Raw genomic sequence first — 16642 nt, 5'->3', positions numbered from 1 at the left:
CTGCGCACGCAGGAACCCAGGGTGACGGGGCGGGTGGCCCGCCTCTCCCTCCCCCGTCATGCCGGACTTGTTCCGGCATCCACCGGGCTGCAATCCAACCGGCCTTTGCTTGCGCGGCACGGTGGCCCAGCGAAACAAGGACTGGCGCCCCGCCACCAACCGTATTACATGAATGACACACTTGAACCGGCGCGCGAGTGCTTTAGACTCGCATCTCGCGCACCGCACGGAGACTGGCATGGCCACGACGCCTGAGACGATGACTGCCCCGACCGAGGCACCTTTGGTGCTGACCCCGCCCGACCCCGTGCCCGTGGTGACGCAGAGCCAGGCGGTCGGCCTGGTGCCGGTCGATGCCGGCACGCGCACCCAGCTCGAGGCCAAGGTCGACAGCTTCGTCGACGACCTCGTCGCGCAGGACGTCAACAGCCCCGAATTCGGCAAGCGCGTCGATGCCATCGCCGCGATGGGGCAGAAGGAGATCCGCGACGCCGCCGGCCAGTCGAACCGTTTCCTCGATCGCCCGGTCAAGGCGATGGACCAGGAGGGCGGCGTCGGCGCCGACCTGATCGAGCTGCGCCGCACGGTCGAGAAGCTCGATCCGTCGGGCGCGCTGACCTCGCGCGGGTTCTTCGACAAGATCTTCGGCAACAAGATCACCGGTTATTTCGACAAGTATAAATCGTCGCAGTCGCACATCAATTCGATCCTCAAGGCGCTCGGGCGCGGCAAGGACGAGCTGTTGATGGACAATGCCGCGATCGACGTCGAGCGCGCTAATCTGTGGACCTCGATGGGCAAGCTCGAACAGATGATCGTGCTGTCCAAGACGATGGACGGGCGGATCGAGGACAAGGCCAACGAACTCGACCATAGCGACCCGGCCAAGGCCAAGGCGCTGCGCGAGACCGCGTTGTTCTATGTCCGCCAGCGCACGCAGGACCTGCTGACGCAGATGGCCGTCACGGTGCAGGGGTATCTCGCGCTCGACCTGGTCAAGAAGAACAATGTCGAGCTGGTGAAGGGCGTCGATCGCGCCTCGACCACCACGGTCGCCGCGCTGCGCACCGCGGTCACCGTGGCGCAGGCGCTGTCCAACCAGAAGCTGGTGCTCGACCAGGTGACGGCGCTCAACACCACCACCGCCGGGCTGATCGATTCGACCGGCAAGCTGCTCAAGAGCCAGAGCGCGGCGATCCACGAACAGGCCGCCAGCGCGACCATCCCGGTCGAGGTGCTGCAGCGCGCCTTCCAGAACATCTACGACACGATGGACGCGATCGACGTGTTCAAGCTGAAGGCGCTCGATTCGATGAAGACGACGGTCGGCACGCTCTCGACCGAGGTCGAGAAGTCGAAGGGCTATATCGCGCGCGCGGAAGGCCAGGCGCAGAATGCCGGCAAGGCCGCGACCGACCAGTTCAAGCTCGAGGCCGTTTGAGATGAGCGAAGTCGATCGCGCCGTCGCCCGTGCCGGCGAATTGCTCCACCGCGTGGCCGACGAGCGCCGCGTCGGCGCGCGCCAGCGCGCGCGTGTCGGCGAGGCGGGGGCGCGGCTGACGCGCGTGGTGCTGGCTGACGGCGTGATCATCGCCGCGGCGGTGGTCATCGGGTTGTTCGTGCCGCTCGGCATCCTCGGCTTTACCGCCGTCATCGTGATGCTGCTGCTCGCCACCCTGTTCTTCGCGGCGATGCCGGTCGGCCCCGAGCCGACGCCGGAGCGGCTGCGCGAGACGCCGCTCAAGGCGCTGCCGGCGCAGACCGCGCGCTGGCTCGACACGCAGCGCTCGGCCTTGCCCGCGCCGGCGCGGACCTTGCTCGACGGCATCGGCGTGAAGCTCGACACGCTCGCGCCGCAGCTTGCCACACTGGGCGAGGACGATCCGGCGGCGGTCGAGGTGCGCAAGCTGGTCGGCGAACAGCTGCCCGAATTCCTCAAGGGCTATGCCCGCGTCCCCGAGCCGCTGCGCAAGGTGGAACGCAACGGCAAGTCGCCCGACACCGAACTCGCCGACGGCCTGCGCGTCATCGACGAGGAAATCGCCGAGATGACCGTGAAGCTGGCGCAGGGCGACCTCGACGGCCTGGCGACGCGCGGGCGGTTCCTCGAGATCAAGTACCGCGACGACGGCGTGGCTTCTTAAACTCCCCTCCCTTTGGGAGGGGTTGGGGGAGGGCAGCACCGCCGATCGGACCGCAGGTTTTGCGGCGCCATGCTCGCCAGAAGAAGGTAATTGGTTCACGCGGAGGCGCGGAGGCGCGGAGGTGTTCCGCCCGCCGCGACGTCGGCGTCAGCCAATCGACCTCATCGCCCGCTGCACGCGGGTTCATGATAGCGCGGGGCACCGGACCGAGGCGAAACTCTCCGCGCCTCCGCGCCTCCGCGTGAACAAATCATTTTGACCTGGTCACGGGCGGTGCGATCGCGGCTGTACGCGACGGCTTATCGTCTTCGCGCCTTCGCGTGAACCAAAGCTGCTACTTCGCAGCCTTGTCCAACTCCGCGACCGTCCCCGTCGCGGGCAGTTCGGCCTTCATCGACGCCGCCACTGCCTCGGCGCGTTCCATGACACGCAGCACGTTGCCGCCGGCGAGCTTCGCCACATCGGCGTCGCTCCAGCCGCGCCGCATCATCTCGGCGAGCAGCGCGGGATAGGTGTCGACATTCTCCAGCCCCTGCGGCAGTTCGTTGCCGACCCCGTCGAAATCCGAGCCGAGCCCGACATGGTCGACCCCCGCGACCTTCGCGATATGGTCGATATGGTCGGCGACCATCGCCAGCGTGACGAGCGGGCGCGGATGGTCCGCCTCCCATTGCTTCATCGCCGCATCCGCTTTTTCGGGCTGGCCGATCAACAGGCCACCATAAGGCGGGGTGTTGAGCCGCGCGCGTTCCGCGGCGCGATCGGCCGACCAGTGGCGGATCGCCTCGGAGACGTAATTGGGCGCATAATTGACCATCACCACGCCGCCATTGGCCGCGACCAGCTTGAGCACGTCATCGGACACGTTGCGCGGATGATCGTCGAGCGCGCGCGCGCTGGAGTGCGAGTAAATCACCGGTGCCTTGGTCACGCGCAGCGCGTCGCGCATCGTATCCTCGCTGACATGGCTGAGGTCGACCAGCATGCCGATGCGGTTGAGTTCATGCACCACCGCCTCGCCGAATGGGGTGAGCCCGCCATGCTTCGGATTGTCGGTCGCCGAATCCGCCCAGTCGATCGTCAGCGCGTGCGTCAGCGTGAGATAGCCCGCGCCGAGCCCCTGATAGGCGCGCAGCACCGACAGGTCGCCGGCGATCTGCCCGCCGCCCTCGACCCCCATCATCGACGCGATCCGCCCGGCCTTGTGGATGCGCCGCACATCGGCGGCGGTGCGCGCCAGTTCGAAGGTCTCGGGATAACGCGCGACGATGTCGCGGACGAGGTCGATCTGGTCGAGCGTCGCCTTGACCTGGTCGAGCGGCGGCAGGTCGGCCGGGACATAAACCGACCAGAACTGCCCGCCGACCCCGCCCTTGCGCAGCCGCTCGATATCGGTGTTGTAACGCTCGTCGCCGCTGCCCGGCAGGCGCCGCAGGTCGATCGTCCAGCGCTTCTCGCCGGCGCGGCCGGCCAGCGTTTCGGCCCAGTCATTATGCCCGTCGATCAGCGGCGTCTCCTTCAGGACGCGCGCGACGCGGGCGGCATAGTCGGTGCCGGGCGCGGCGCCCTTGGCCATGACGGGGGTGGCGGAAAGCGCGACGAACGCGACGGCGGCGAGCAGGAGCGGCTTGTTCATGGGGACGCAGGCTAGGGCGCTTGTCGCGCGACCGCAATGCCGCGCCCCCGCCGACGATGCGGCGAAGCGCAGGCATGGAAGATGGATTGTTGCATCCGATATCGCGCGCCGCCGGGTTACCGGTTCGGTCGCCGATCAGCCGGGGACGGGCGGGGTCTCGTGGTAATAGTTGCGGCAACCCTCGGGCGCCTCCCCGCTCCATTCGACGATGCGCGGCTCACGGCCTTCGGTGATCTTGCCCTGCATGAGATAGGCGCGGCCGTGCTTCCAGTCCGCATCGCCGACGGCGATCGCCGCCAGCTCGCCGTCGATCCGACAGCCGATGCCGTAACGGACGAAATCCTTCACGAAGAATATCCGATGGACCCGCACCAGCCTGCTATTATCGCGGAGCACAAGGGCGAACATGATCGCATCGCGATTTTCACCATAATATTGCAGAACGCAGCAATAGCCGCTTCCCGGGCCGTAATTCGACACCCCGCCCCACAGCCAACCACCTTTCAGACCACGATCGTCCGGTACGAAGCGATCGCCGACGCGCGGGAAAGGCTGGCGCAGGACGGGCTGCAGCCTGGCGCCGCGGCGGTTGTTCGTGCCGTTCGCCACCACCCGGCAATGGTCGCGAGCGAACGCCGGCTCAGCCGCCTGCAGGGCATTCACGACAATATTGCTATACTTCCAATGGCTCGCCAGCATGGCCGCGTCGCTCTTGTCGGGCCGATCGACCAGGCCCTTCAAGGTCGACATGTCGATCGAGCAGCGACGAACCGTTCCCCGACCGTCGGCCAGCGTGACGATGTCGTAGCGCGGAAGTTGGTTTTCGACACGACGGTAGAGGAAGAAGTGCAGCGACGTGGCCGTCTTGCGCACGCCATATGTCTTCAAGTCGCCAGCGACATGTGCCAGCAGACGACCATCCTCCGAACGGAAATCGCCATTGGAAAGATAATAATAGAAACGCGAACGGCGATCGCCCGAAACGCGGGTGATGGCGGGATTCCCGGAGTCCTCATCAGGAAGCGAGCTCGACAGCCAGCCCTGATATTTATCGAACGGATAGGGCGAGGTGAGCGCCGCCGGGGGCGCATCGTCGCCACCCGGCATCGCCAGCGCGCCGCGCCCGCCCGGCAGCGCCAGCAATAATAGAATCATTGCGCTCACACATGCTTTGCGCATCCTGGCTCTCCCGGTCCAATGCACGACGAGATCACAACGATTCACCGCGCCGATCAAGACCGGTCGCATCATTTTTCGCGCCGCGACGGCGGATGCCGTGGGGTCGTGCCACCCGATACCGAAGCTGCCTTGGCCCGCTTCGCGACGGTCGGCACGTCAAGCGGGAGATAAGGCGCCTCACGCAGGCCGACCGCCCGTGCGTCCGGCAACTCGCCTCTCAGCCACGCCAGCGGATCGACCGTCGAACCCTGATATTTCGAGGCATGGGCCAAGGTCGCGCTGCCGTTGGATCGGCGCACTTCGAAATGCAGATGGTCGCCATAATGTTCTGCATTGCCGGTGTTGCCGACCGTACCGAGCACCTGCCCCTGGGCGACATCGCTGCCTGGGGCGAGCCCGGCGAATTTGGTTTTCGTCAAATGGCCATAGAGTTGAACATAGCCATCGGGCGAAGCCACCGCGACATAATATCCCCACCCGTGACCGTCGAAACCGGTCTTCAGCACCTTGCCTGCGGCTGCGGCATAGACGTCATTGCCATCCTCGCTTTTGAAGTCGACGCCATAATGCGCTTTGAGTCGCCATTTGCCACCTTGCGGATTGGTGCGCCGATGCTCGGGGTCGTACCAGCCATCGGCATAGTGATTGCCGTTCGGCCCGCGTGTGCCATTACCGTCCGCCACGTCGGGCTGACCGGGCGTGAGCAGCGGCCAATTGCGGGCAGCTTTGCCCTCCGGCACGTGGATCACCACGGGTGTCGCGGGCGCGGGCACCGGTGACGACGTGCCGCCGGCGCCCGACGGGGTGGCCGCACGCCGCTCAGCGGACACGGGGCGAAGCGAAGCTGCGATGGTCTCCACCCCGGCCAGCCGGGGATCTTCGCTCGCGGCAAATGTGGGCGCCGACGGCGGCGCCATATGCGCATCGATCAGCGTCGATTCGACGCGCTGCCGATCCGGCCCGTTCAGCGCATCGCCAAAGCGGGCGTACCACTGGGCCGCCTGTCGCGGTTCGCGCGCCGCCAGCGCCGCGATACTCGCGGCGTACACCGCCGAGCGATAATCCGCGACCTGCCGGTCGACCGCCCGATCGGGCAGATGGTCGATCATCCCCTGCTGGCGGATCGCGTTCTCGCCGGTCGCCATATGGTGGTCATGGAGATCGGGATCATCGACATGGTCGATCGCGTCCCGCGCGGCCGCCTGTTGCAGCCGCGCGCTCTGCCACCGTTGCTCGGCGATGCCCTGGGCGTGGACATGCGCGCCGGCCACCGCGACGTCCTTGCGCAACCGATCGGCGAGAATCGCCGCGACCGTCCCGCGCTGATCCTCGGTCAGGGGCGCAAGTGCCTGATCATGGGATTCGGCGAGGCGCTGCACCACCTCGGGAAACGTCGCATGGGCGTCGATCCCGGTCCGGCTGAGCAGGCCATCCGTGCCGTGGAGCAGCGCCGCCGCCTCGTCGCTATGCTGAACATAGGCCTTTTTCACCGCGGCATCGTCGATGTTGCGTTGATGATCGTCACCCAGCGCAGCGAGGACGGCAGCGAGTTCGCGCCGACGCCGCTCGTCGCGCGCCGTCGCCCGTTGCTCGCCGCCGTCATCCTGCGTCGCCAGTCCTGCACCCGGCGCTTTGCGCCCGCTACCGCCATAATCCGCCGCGTTGAATGCCGCGTCGCTCGGGTCGGCAAGGCCGACACGATTTCCTTCCGGGACGATGATCGTCATGCTGCACTCCTGCGCTCACCCGCAAAGGCGCGGGCGGTTCAGGAGTAGGCAGGCGAATCCACAGTTGAATCACGCCGGCGCCGCCAACCGGCATTCACGGAAGCGTCTTTAATCCACAACATCCCCGTCACGAACCGCCGCTAGGCCGCCCTTCGCACGTGCAGCATGCCGCACGAAAAAAGGGGGATTTCCAATGTCGCTTCGTCTGTTGCTTCGCACCACCGCCTCGGCCGCGGCATTCGCCGTCGCCGCCCTCGCGCTGCCCGCCAGCGCGCAGCAGGCGGCGCCCGCCGCCGACACCCCCGAAGCCGCGGCCGACGGCGCCGACATCGTCGTGACCGCCAAGGCGACGCGCTCGGCGACCGCCATTCCGGGCAGCGAGATCCAGAAGATCCTGCCCGGCGTCTCGCCGCTAAAGGCGATCGGGACCCTGCCCGGCGTGCTTTACATCACCGCCGACCCGTGGGGGAATAACGAGCAGAACGCGCAGATCTTCATCCACGGCTTCAACTTCCAGCAGCTCGGCTACACCATGGACGGGCTGCCGCTGGGCGACCAGAATTACGGCAATTACAACGGCCTGTCGCCGCAGCGCGCGGTGATCTCGGAGAATGTCGGCCGCGTCGTGGTGACGACGGGTGCCGGCGATCTCGCCACCCCTTCGACCAGCAATCTCGGCGGCACGGTCGAGACCTTCTCCGCCGCGCCCGCGCCGCATATGGGCGCGCAGATCAACCAGACGATCGGCAGCTACGGCACGTCGCGCACCTATCTGCGCCTCGACAGCGGCCAGTTCGGCCCGGGCGGCCAGAATAGCGGTTATGTCGCCGTCGCGCGCCAGCGCTCGCGCGCCTGGGATTTCAACGGCGTGCAGGGCGGCTGGCAGGTCAACGGCAAGTTCGTCCATGACGATGCCGCCGGCAAGCTGACGCTGTTTGTCGACTATTCCGACAAGAAGGAGCCCAACGAGGACGCGACCACCTTCCGCATCCCGGCGACCACCCCGGCCCAGGCCTATGTCCCCTATACCCGCCCGTTCTTCTATGACGATCTGGGCGGCATGCGCGCCTATATGGACGCCTTCGGCAACACGCCCGCGGCGGTCGGCGGCAATTACCGCAACTATTATTCCGACGCACAGCGCACCGATTATCTCGGCTATGCGCGCTACGACGCGCATCTTGGCGCGCACGCGACCTGGTCGACCACCGGCTATTACCATCATAACGACGGCGTCGGCGTCGTGGCCGGGCCGCTCGGCCAGTCGATCACCGTGATCCAGGCCTATCTCGACCCGAACTATGCCAGCGATTGCAAGTTCGGCAGCAACAGCAACGGCACCTTCCCGGCCAGCTGCACGACGATGACCGCCGCACAAGGCACGGCGCTCGGCAACCAGCTCGTCGCCGCGACCGGCGGCTCGGGTCTGGTCACGCGCACCACCGAATATCGCATCGACCGCGAGGGCGTGATCTCCAATCTCGACCTGGAGCTCGGCGATCACCATATCCAGCTCGGCGGCTGGTTCGAGCATAACAGCGCGACGCAATATCGCCGCTGGTACGGGCTCGACATCAACAAGCCGCAGGACAGCTCGCCCTATATCCGCCCGTCCAACCCGCTGTTCACGCAATATCAGGGCGAGGCGCGCGTCAACGTGCTCCAGCTGCACCTCGAAGACAGCTGGAAGGTCACCGATCGCCTGCTGGTCGAGGGCGGCATCAAGACCAGCGCGCAATGGGCCAATGGCTATTTCCCGGTCCAGCCGGTGGCGGGCTCGCTGTCGGGGCTGACCGGCAAGCTGCCCAGCGGTCGCATCAACACGCTGCGCTGGTTCCTGCCTTCACTCGGCGCGACCTATGACTTCAACGGCCATGAGCAGGTCTATTTCAACGTGCAGAAAAACCTGCACCAGTACATGACCTATCTCGGCGGCGGCTCGCTCTCGCCCTGGTTCACCGGCAGCCAAGCCGCGTTCGACGCCTTCGCCGACCAGGGCAAGCCCGAGTCGAGCTGGACCTATGAGGCCGGCCTGCGCACCAAGCGCAGCTTTTCAGGCGGCCTGATCAGCGGCTTCGAGGCGCAGCTCAACTATTACCATGTCGTGTTCAACAACCGCCAGCTCGGCATCCCGACCAACCCGGGCGGCATTGCCGGCGGCGCGATCACCGGCGGCACCTCGGTGCTGGTCAATGTCGGCGACGTCCATACCGACGGCATCGACGCTGCCTTCACCGTGCGGCTCGGCCGGGTCTTCTCGCTGTACAATGCGCTGTCGTACAACACATCGACCTACAAGAGCGACTATGCCTCAACCGCGAGCGGCATCGGCGCCGCGACCGGCACCTGCATCGGCGGCTTCACCGTGACGGCGGGCACGGTGCCGACCTGCGGCAAGCAGATCCCGGGCTCGCCGAAATGGATGAACAAGACGGTGGCGTCACTGGCGATCGGCCCGTTCGACGCGCAGCTGGTCGGCGATTATGTCGGCAAGCGCTTCGCCACCTTTACCAACGACACCAGTGTCGCGTCCTACTTCCTGACCTCGCTGCGGATCGCCGCGCACCTGTCCGAGGCGGCCGGCCCGCTGCACAAGGCCGAGATCAGCCTCAACGTCACCAACCTCGCCGATGTTCACGGCGTATCGACCATCTCGGTCGGCTCGGCGACCAACAGCTACTCCGCCTATCCAATCGCCCCGCGCCAATGGTTCCTGACCTTGGCGGCGGGGTTCTGAGGTGGCCTGGCCGGGTGGGGATAGCTCCACCCGGCCGGGCAACGGCCGCAATCCCTGTCTCCATGCCAATGCTGACAGGGATTGCGCGCGGGGGACGATTGGCTAGCGTTGCGCGCTGATAGTGAACCCGGAAAGAGCGCAGACGATGATCCGCCAAATTCTCTGTGCCGGGCTCTACACCCTCATTGCGGCAACGGGCGCAACACCGGCGGGCGCGCAAGAGAAGGAGCGCGGCAATTTTCCTGCCGATACCTACCCGACCGAGGCAGCGCGCGCACGCCAGCAAGGCCGCGTCGTGACCCATCTGGTGATCGGGATCGACGGCAGGGTAAAGGCATGCACCGTACCGGTAAGCAGCGGCTCACCGGCGCTGGATGCGGGTGCGTGCGATATCGCCCGCAGCAAGGTGCGCTACACACCCGCGAAGGACGCCGCCGGGCAACCCGTGGAAGGTGTCGCCGACCTGCCAATCCGTTTCGAACTGCCAAGCACACCGCCGCCGCCCGGGTGGCCGGACAAGACTAGCGCAACGCCAGCGCCCGCCCCCTGACCCGCGCCACCGCCGCCGGGTGGATACCTGGCGCGGTCACCAACACGCCAGAAGCCCGCGCGCGAGACCTCGACAAGGGACAATGCTAAGATGAAGCGACAACGTTCATGGCTCGGCCCCGCCATCCTGCTCTGCGTCGCCGGGGTCACATCAGCCCATGCGGAGGAAAAGAAAGGCCGGTTTTTCGGACCGGAATATTATCCCGCCGAAGCGCTGCGACTGCGCCAGCAGGGTCGCGTCGTCATGCACCTCACTATATCGACGCAAGGCGCGGTGACCGCCTGCACGATCACGACAAGCAGCGGATCACCCTCGCTTGATGCGGATGCCTGCGAAAAGGCGCTGCGCAGGGTACATTTCACGCCCGCCAAGGACGATGCCGGCAAGCCCGTCGAAAGCACCTACGATCTGCCCATGCGCTACGTCCTGCCGTGAAGTCGGTGACCAGCGGTCGCTACCGCAACGCCAGTGCCCGCTCCCTGAGCCGGTCCACCGCCGCCGGGTGGATCCCCGGCGCGGTCACCAGTACGCCGAAAGCCTGCGCCGTCGGCGTGTTGAAATCGAGCGGTTCGCCGAACGCGTCGCTCGTCACCGCGCCCGCCTCGCGCGCGATCAGCACGGCGGCGGCGACGTCCCATTCATAGCCCCAGCGCAAGGTCGCGACGAGATCGGCCTCGCCCGCCGCGACCATCGCGATCCTGAGCGCGATCGAATTGGGCTTGGCCACCGCGACCAGATCACGGTCGGCCTTGGGCAGGCCGTCGCTCGGCACGCGCGCGCCGGCGAACACGCTGCGCGCCGCCACACGGATCGGCACGCCGTTGCGCGTCGCGCCCTGCCCCGCCTCGGCGCGCCACACCTCGCCGCGCGCCGGCGCGTCGAGCACGCCGAACACCGGCTGCCCGTCCTCGACCAGCGCGACCGACACCGCCCAGCCGGGCCGCCGCCGCAGATAGTCGCGCGTGCCGTCGATCGGATCGACCACCCATAGCAGCCGCCCGGCAAGCCGTGCCGGCGCATCGATCGTCTCTTCCGACAGCCACCCCGCCTCGGGCAGCAGCGCCTCGAGCCGTTCGCGAAGCAACGCGTCGAGTTCGAGGTCGACCGCACATACCGGATTGCCCGGCGATTTCTCCCACCGCGCGAAGTCGCCGTCCCACTGCGCCAGCGCCACCGCCCCCGCCTCGGCGGCGATCGCGGCGACGGCGTCAGCGAGCCTATCAGCCACTCGCCACCGTCATGCCGTCGATGCGGATCGTCGGCACATTGGTGCCGTAGCGGAACACCAGGTCGTTGGCCGGGGTCAGCGCGAGGAACATGTCCTTCAGATTGCCCGCGATGGTGAACTCGGCAACCGGGCCGGTGATCTCGCCGCCCTCGATGCGGAAGCCCGCCGCGCCGCGGCTGTAATCGCCGGTCACGCCGTTGACGCCCATACCGATCAGCTCGGTGACATAGACGCCGTTCTGGATGTCGCCGATCAGCGTCTCGGGCGGCACCACGCCGGCGGCCATATAGAGGTTGCTGGTCGACACGCCCGGCGCGCCGTTGACGCCGCGCGCGGCATGGCCGGTCGGCTCGAGCCCCAATTGCCGCGCCGAGGCGCTGTCGAGCAGCCAGGTTTCGAGCATGCCGTCGGCGATGATCGCGGTCGGCGACACCGGCAGCCCCTCGCCGTCGAACGGCCGCGAGCGCAGCCCGTGCGGGCGATGCGGATCGTCGCCGACAGTGACGCCGGGCGCGAACACCCGCGTGCCGAGCGCGTCGAGCAGGAAACTCGTCTTGCGCGTGATCGCCTGGCCGCCGATCGCGCCGATCAGGTGGCCGAGCAGGCTCGACCCGGCGCGCGGATCGAGGATCACCGGCACCGCGCCGCTCGCCATCCGCCCGGGATTGACGCGCGCCACGGCGCGCTCGCCGGCGCGGCGGCCGATCGATGCCGGGTCTTCCAGCGCCTTGCGGTGGCGCGCGCTGTGATAATCATAATCACGCACCATCGCGCCGCCCTCGCCCGCCAGCACGCTGGCCGAGACGCCGTAGCTGGTCGCGGCATAGCAGGCGGCAAAGCCATGGCTCGTCGCGATCGCCCATTGCGAACGCTGCGCGCTGGCGCCGCCGCCCTCGCTGTTGGTCACCCCGGCGACGGCGCGCGCGGCATCCTCGGCGGCGAGCGCGGCGGCCTTGAGTTCCTCCGGCGCAACGACACCGCCGTCATCGAGATCGAGCTGCGGCGGCGCGCCCTTGAGCAGGCGGTCCTCCGGCGCGAGCCCGGCCCAGGCATCCTCGGGCGCCTCGCGCGCCATCGCCACGGCGCGCTCGACCAACGCGGTCATCGCCTCGTGCGACAGGTCGGACGACGACACGCTCGCCGAGCGCCGCCCGACGAAGACGCGCAGGCCAAGCTCGGCGCTTTCCGAGCGCCCGACATCCTCCAGCGCGCCGAGTCGGATCGACACCTCCAGCGAGGTATCGGCGGCATAGACCGCGTCGGCGGTGTCGGCACCGGCGGCAACCGCACGCGCCACGATATCGGCGGCGCGTTCCTGCGCCTCTTGGTTGGTCAGCATGCCCGCGACTTAGGGGCGGAAGGCCAAGGCGACAATCCCTCTCCCTGTTGGGGCAACGGGTGAGGGCAGCAGGCCGCCGGCGCGCGCGGCAGCAGGAAGAATCGTTCACGCGGAGCCGCGGAGACGCGGAGGTGTCTCATCCAGACGAACCGGAACCCGCTGCAACAGAGCGATTGTTCACGCGAAGGCGCGAAGCCAATCTCCTCCGCGTCTCCGCGTCTCCGCGTGAACAACCTTCTTCGCGCCTTCGCGAGAGCTACATCAAAGGCCGCGACGCTTAGGCGCACCGGCAGAAAAATGGTTCGCGCAGAGGCGCAGAGAGATCGATTGCGCAAGTCGTCTCTCTCCCCCGCAAGCGCGCGCCAGCGCGCAAGAAGGATGATCACGCGAAGGCGCGATGCCGCGAAGGAAAATCCTTCTCTCCGCGCCTCTGCGCCTCTGCGCGAACAAATCTTCTTTTAGCTTCGCGCCGTCGCGCCTTCGCGTGAACAAAAAGCCCCACGCGAACCGCCCGCCGGATCAGATCGCCGTCCCCACCACCACGCAGGCAAGGAACATCAGCAACCCCGCAAAGCGGTTCGAGCGGAACAGCGCCAGCGCCTGGTCGCCATCGGCCGCGTCGATCCGCACCACCTGCAGCGCGAGATGCCCCGCCATCGGCAGCAAGGCGAGCAGCGCGATCGGCTCGGGCCGCACCAGCCAGATCGCCCCGGCCCACAGCAGCAGCGCCGCGCCGTAAAAGGCCGCCACGCCCTCGCGCACCCGCGTGCCCATGCGCAGCGCCGAGGAGCGCACGCCGATCATCGCATCGTCCTCGCGGTCCTGCAGCGCATAGATCGTGTCGTAGCCGACCACCCAGCACATGCTGCCGGCATAGAGCAGCAGCCCCGGCGCGGCGAGGCTGCCCCACACCTCCGCCCAACCGACCAAAGCCGCCCAGGAAAAGACGATGCCGAGCCATGCCTGCGGCCACCAGGTGATGCGCTTCATGAAGGGATAGGCGGCGACCGGCGCGAGGCTGGCGAGCGCGACGATCGCAGCATAGACACCGAGCTGGAGCAGCACGACCAGCCCGACGAGGCACAGCAGCACCAGCCACACCCACGCCGCGCGCAGCGACACCGCGCCGCTCGCCAGCGGCCGGCTGCGCGTCCGCGCGACCTGCCGGTCGAGGTCGCGGTCGACGATATCGTTATAGACGCAGCCCGCGCCGCGCATCGCGATCGCGCCAAGCAGCAGCCACAGGATCAGCCGCCAGCGCTCGAACGCCCCGCCGGCCAGCGCCACGCCCCAGGCGCCGGGCCAGAACAACAGCCACCAGCCGATCGGCCGGTCGAACCGCGCCAGCAAGGCAAAGGCACGCAAGCCCGCCGGCAACGCGCCGACAAGGCCGCGATGCTGGGTATCGGGGACGATCTCGGCGGGCGTGGTCATCGTGGCGCTGTGCCACAATGTCGCAACCCGGCAAACCGCGCCCTGGCGTGTCCTGGAAGATTTGAGCCACATCGCCGCATCTGCCCCCACTTCCCCGGCGAAGGCCGGGGCCCAGTTGGGAGACGCTGCGACGGGCGTCGCCGCTCATCATATCCGCTATCCCGACTGGGCCCCGGCCTTCGCCGGGGAAGCGAGAGAGATGGCGCTGCTGTGCGTTTCGCGAATCAGATTTCCCGCATCCCGCTTTGGCCGCGCTAGCGTTCCGCCGGCGCGCCCGCAGGCGCCACCTCGTTCTCGTCGCCCCCGGCTGCGGCGACGACGTTGCTCACCGCCTCGTCGCGTGCGGTCAGCGTCACCGGCTCTGCCTGTTGCGGCCCGAGCGGCCCGCGCCACGGGTTCATCGCGATGCAGTGGCCGGAATAATTGCCGCACTGGCGGATCTCGCCGGTCGCGCCATCGACCGTAACGATCACCGTCGTATCGTCGGCCGTTCTCGCGACAGCCTTGTCGGCGGGCGCCGCCGCGCCCGCGAGATGCGCCCAGCCATGGTCCGCACCGTAAAGACCGACCCCGGCATAACGACCACGATGGCCGTCCTCGCCACTGCCGCTCCGGACCCCGTGACATCCGCCCAGCATCGCCGCCATCGCGATCAAACCCGTGAAAAGCCCGCGCATCGCCCCTCTCCCGTTCGTTGAGGCTAATTCATACCATATAAATAGGGATTGTGGAATTCATGCCACATATCGCCTTGGAACGGCCATTTTCGCCTTCCATATGATGCGCGGGGACGGGGGGCATGGAGATGCCTGCGTGACCGTACCCTTCTTCCGTCTGCTTGCCGCCGCCGCGCTGCTGGTTGCCGCCGCGCCGGCCCCGCCGCCCGCCGAACCGACCGCCGCTGGCGCGGCGAACGCGTGGGAAGGCACCTGGCGCAACACCAACAACACCGTCCATCTGCGCGCCGCGCGCTGCGGCCAGGGCATGTGCGGCACCGTCGTCTGGGCGATCCCCAAGGCGCGCGCCGATGCGAAGAGCGGCAGCGGCCAGGACCTGATCGGCCGCCAGCTGTTCCGCAACTTCCGCCCCGCCGGCGACGGCACGTGGAAGGGCAAGGTGTTCATCCCCGACCTCAACGCCAGCGCCTCGGGCACCGTCACCCCGACCGGCCGCGACACGATGCTGGTGTCGGGCTGCATGCTGTTCGGCCTCGCCTGCAAGACGCAGCATTGGTGGCGCATCGGCTGAAGCGCCGCGGGATCCATCAGGCCCGGTTCGCAACCAGGAAAACCACGCCGCGCGCCTGCGGCAATTTTCGTTCCGCGTCTCCGCGTGAACCGATTTTTCTTTTTCACGCGGAGGCGCGGAGACGCGGAGATTCGGGTGACGCTTCGCGGCTCTGCGTGAACATCTGGGTTTCACGCGAAGGCGCGAAGGCGCGAAGAGATATTTGCCCGTCGCCCTGCGCTACACTGGCCCCGCCGCAGGGCCAGCGCGCAGCAGGAATCCCTTGCCGCTATTCCCCGGCTCGCGAGCGAGCCGGAACACCACCACGGACGCAACACCTCCGCGCGAACCAATCTTCTACTCTTCGCGCCTTAGCGCCTTCGCGTGAAAAATCTTCCCGGCCTCAACCGCATCATCGACGGGATGACGCCCGCCGCATCACCGGCTAGGACCGCGTCATGCCCGCCACCCCCGCCTGGCCGCCGCAATCGACCCCACGGCTTTACGTCGAGAGCGAGCTCGCGCCCGGCCCGCTGCGCATCGACGGCCCGCCCGCCCACTATCTGATCGCGGTGATGCGGCTCAAGACCGGCGACCCGGTCAAGCTGTTCGACGACCGGACCGGCGAATGGCTCGGCGTGGCGAACAATGTCGGCCGCCGCGACATCATGCTCGATGTCACGGAGCGGCTGCGCGAACGCGAGGCAGTGCCCGATCTGTGGCTGTGCGCCGCGCCGCTCAAAAAGGGCCGGATCGACTGGATGGTCGAAAAGGCCTGCGAGCTCGGCGTCGCGCGCGTCGTGCTCGTGGTCACGCGCCGCAGCGTGGTCGACAACCCCAAGGCCGATCGGCTGCGCGCGCACATGGTCGAGGCGGCCGAGCAATGCGGCCGCACCGCGCTGCCCGAGCTGGCCGAGACGGTGAAGCTCGCCGCGCTGCTGCGCGACTGGCCGGCCGGCCGAACGCTGTTCTTCGCCGACGAGACCGGCGGCACCCCCGCGCTCGAAGCAATGCGCGCCGCCCCCGGCCCGGCCGCGATCCTGATCGGCCCCGAAGGCGGCTTCGACAGCGACGAACGCGCCGCGATCCGCGCCACGCCCGGCGCGGTCGGCATCTCGCTCGGCCCGCGCATCCTGCGCGCCGATACGGCAGCAGCGGCGGCGGTCAGCCTGTGGATGGCCGCGAACGGGGATTGGTGACACTTCTCCCTCTCCCCATTGGGGGAGCATCGGGTCGGTCATGCCCCCGGCATGACCTGAACAGCGGCGGGGCGCCGCTTACCCAATGCTGGCCGGGTACAGGGGGGCGACCCCAAAACGATATCTCCCGTGTGGCCACCCCTCTCCCCGACCCTCTCCCCATTGAGGGGAGAGGGAGAAGAATGCGCGGCCCTCAGCGCCCCGCAGCGTTGGCATCGCGACGCATTTGTTTCAGGAGGTGC

At 67.8% G+C, this 16642-nt stretch carries 14 protein-coding genes; 7 read left to right on the top strand and 7 right to left on the bottom strand.

All coding sequences use genetic code 11. The annotated features are described in order from the left end of the window. Positions 1 to 238 precede the first annotated feature (238 nt). The gene (locus tag U1839_RS01235) at positions 239 to 1441 is read left to right on the top strand and encodes a toxic anion resistance protein (RefSeq protein WP_332801854.1); all 1203 of its coding nucleotides are present in this window, start codon (positions 239 to 241) and stop codon (positions 1439 to 1441) included. 1 nt (position 1442) lies between these two features. Then, the gene (locus tag U1839_RS01230) at positions 1443 to 2144 is read left to right on the top strand and encodes a hypothetical protein (RefSeq protein WP_332801853.1); all 702 of its coding nucleotides are present in this window, start codon (positions 1443 to 1445) and stop codon (positions 2142 to 2144) included. Between the two features lie 334 nt (positions 2145 to 2478). Here U1839_RS01230 and U1839_RS01225 read toward each other — a convergent pair whose 3' ends face one another. The 3 genes from U1839_RS01225 to U1839_RS01215 all read right to left on the bottom strand — a co-directional run bounded on the left by U1839_RS01225 (position 2479) and on the right by U1839_RS01215 (position 6686). After that, positions 2479 to 3780: a dipeptidase gene (locus tag U1839_RS01225; protein ID WP_443030553.1), complete on the bottom strand. Its 1302-nt coding sequence runs from the start codon at positions 3778 to 3780 to the stop codon at positions 2479 to 2481. 135 nt (positions 3781 to 3915) lie between these two features. After that, positions 3916 to 4944: a hypothetical protein gene (locus tag U1839_RS01220; protein WP_332801852.1), complete on the bottom strand. Its 1029-nt coding sequence runs from the start codon at positions 4942 to 4944 to the stop codon at positions 3916 to 3918. 83 nt (positions 4945 to 5027) lie between these two features. Next, positions 5028 to 6686, bottom strand: coding sequence for a M23 family metallopeptidase (locus U1839_RS01215; RefSeq protein WP_332801851.1), 1659 nt, complete (start codon positions 6684 to 6686; stop codon positions 5028 to 5030). A gap of 193 nt (positions 6687 to 6879) precedes the next feature. On the opposite strand from U1839_RS01215, the gene U1839_RS01210 reads away from it, so the two are divergent. The 3 genes from U1839_RS01210 (at position 6880) to U1839_RS01200 (ending at position 10408) form a co-directional block, all read left to right on the top strand. Further along, the gene (locus U1839_RS01210) at positions 6880 to 9423 is read left to right on the top strand and encodes a TonB-dependent receptor (RefSeq protein WP_332801850.1); all 2544 of its coding nucleotides are present in this window, start codon (positions 6880 to 6882) and stop codon (positions 9421 to 9423) included. 145 nt (positions 9424 to 9568) lie between these two features. Further along, positions 9569 to 9973, top strand: a complete 405-nt coding sequence (locus tag U1839_RS01205) for an energy transducer TonB (protein ID WP_332801849.1) — start codon at positions 9569 to 9571, stop codon at positions 9971 to 9973. A gap of 90 nt (positions 9974 to 10063) precedes the next feature. Further along, positions 10064 to 10408, top strand: a complete 345-nt coding sequence (locus U1839_RS01200; protein WP_332801848.1) for an energy transducer TonB — start codon at positions 10064 to 10066, stop codon at positions 10406 to 10408. A gap of 19 nt (positions 10409 to 10427) precedes the next feature. Here the strand turns inward: U1839_RS01200 and U1839_RS01195 are convergent, their stop codons facing one another. The 4 genes from U1839_RS01195 to U1839_RS01180 form a co-directional block, all read right to left on the bottom strand. After that, on the bottom strand, positions 10428 to 11201 hold the full coding sequence (locus U1839_RS01195) for a 3'(2'),5'-bisphosphate nucleotidase CysQ (protein ID WP_332801847.1): 774 nt from the start codon (positions 11199 to 11201) through the stop codon (positions 10428 to 10430). Next, positions 11194 to 12540, bottom strand: a complete 1347-nt coding sequence (locus tag U1839_RS01190) for a TldD/PmbA family protein (protein WP_332801846.1) — start codon at positions 12538 to 12540, stop codon at positions 11194 to 11196. Before U1839_RS01190 ends, U1839_RS01195 begins: the two co-directional genes overlap by 8 nt. Before the next feature lie 519 nt (positions 12541 to 13059). Then, entirely contained in the window at positions 13060 to 13974 is a 915-nt protein-coding gene (ubiA, locus tag U1839_RS01185; protein WP_332801845.1) for a 4-hydroxybenzoate octaprenyltransferase, read from the bottom strand. A gap of 254 nt (positions 13975 to 14228) precedes the next feature. Continuing rightward, positions 14229 to 14651, bottom strand: a complete 423-nt coding sequence (locus U1839_RS01180) for a hypothetical protein (protein ID WP_332801844.1) — start codon at positions 14649 to 14651, stop codon at positions 14229 to 14231. A gap of 136 nt (positions 14652 to 14787) precedes the next feature. Between U1839_RS01180 and U1839_RS01175 the strand changes: the two genes are divergently transcribed. Both U1839_RS01175 and U1839_RS01170 read left to right on the top strand, forming a co-directional pair. After that, a complete protein-coding gene (locus U1839_RS01175; protein WP_332801843.1) occupies positions 14788 to 15222 on the top strand; it encodes a DUF2147 domain-containing protein in 435 nt (144 codons plus the stop codon). Between the two features lie 437 nt (positions 15223 to 15659). Then, entirely contained in the window at positions 15660 to 16400 is a 741-nt protein-coding gene (locus tag U1839_RS01170) for a 16S rRNA (uracil(1498)-N(3))-methyltransferase (RefSeq protein WP_332801842.1), read from the top strand. The last annotated feature ends 242 nt before the right edge of the window (positions 16401 to 16642 follow it).

Source organism: Parasphingomonas halimpatiens, from assembly GCF_036663795.1.
In the GTDB taxonomy this organism is placed as follows: Bacteria; Pseudomonadota; Alphaproteobacteria; order Sphingomonadales; family Sphingomonadaceae; genus Sphingomonas.
The sequence above is the reverse complement of the archived record's forward strand: the minus strand, read 5'-3'. Positions and strand labels throughout refer to the sequence as shown.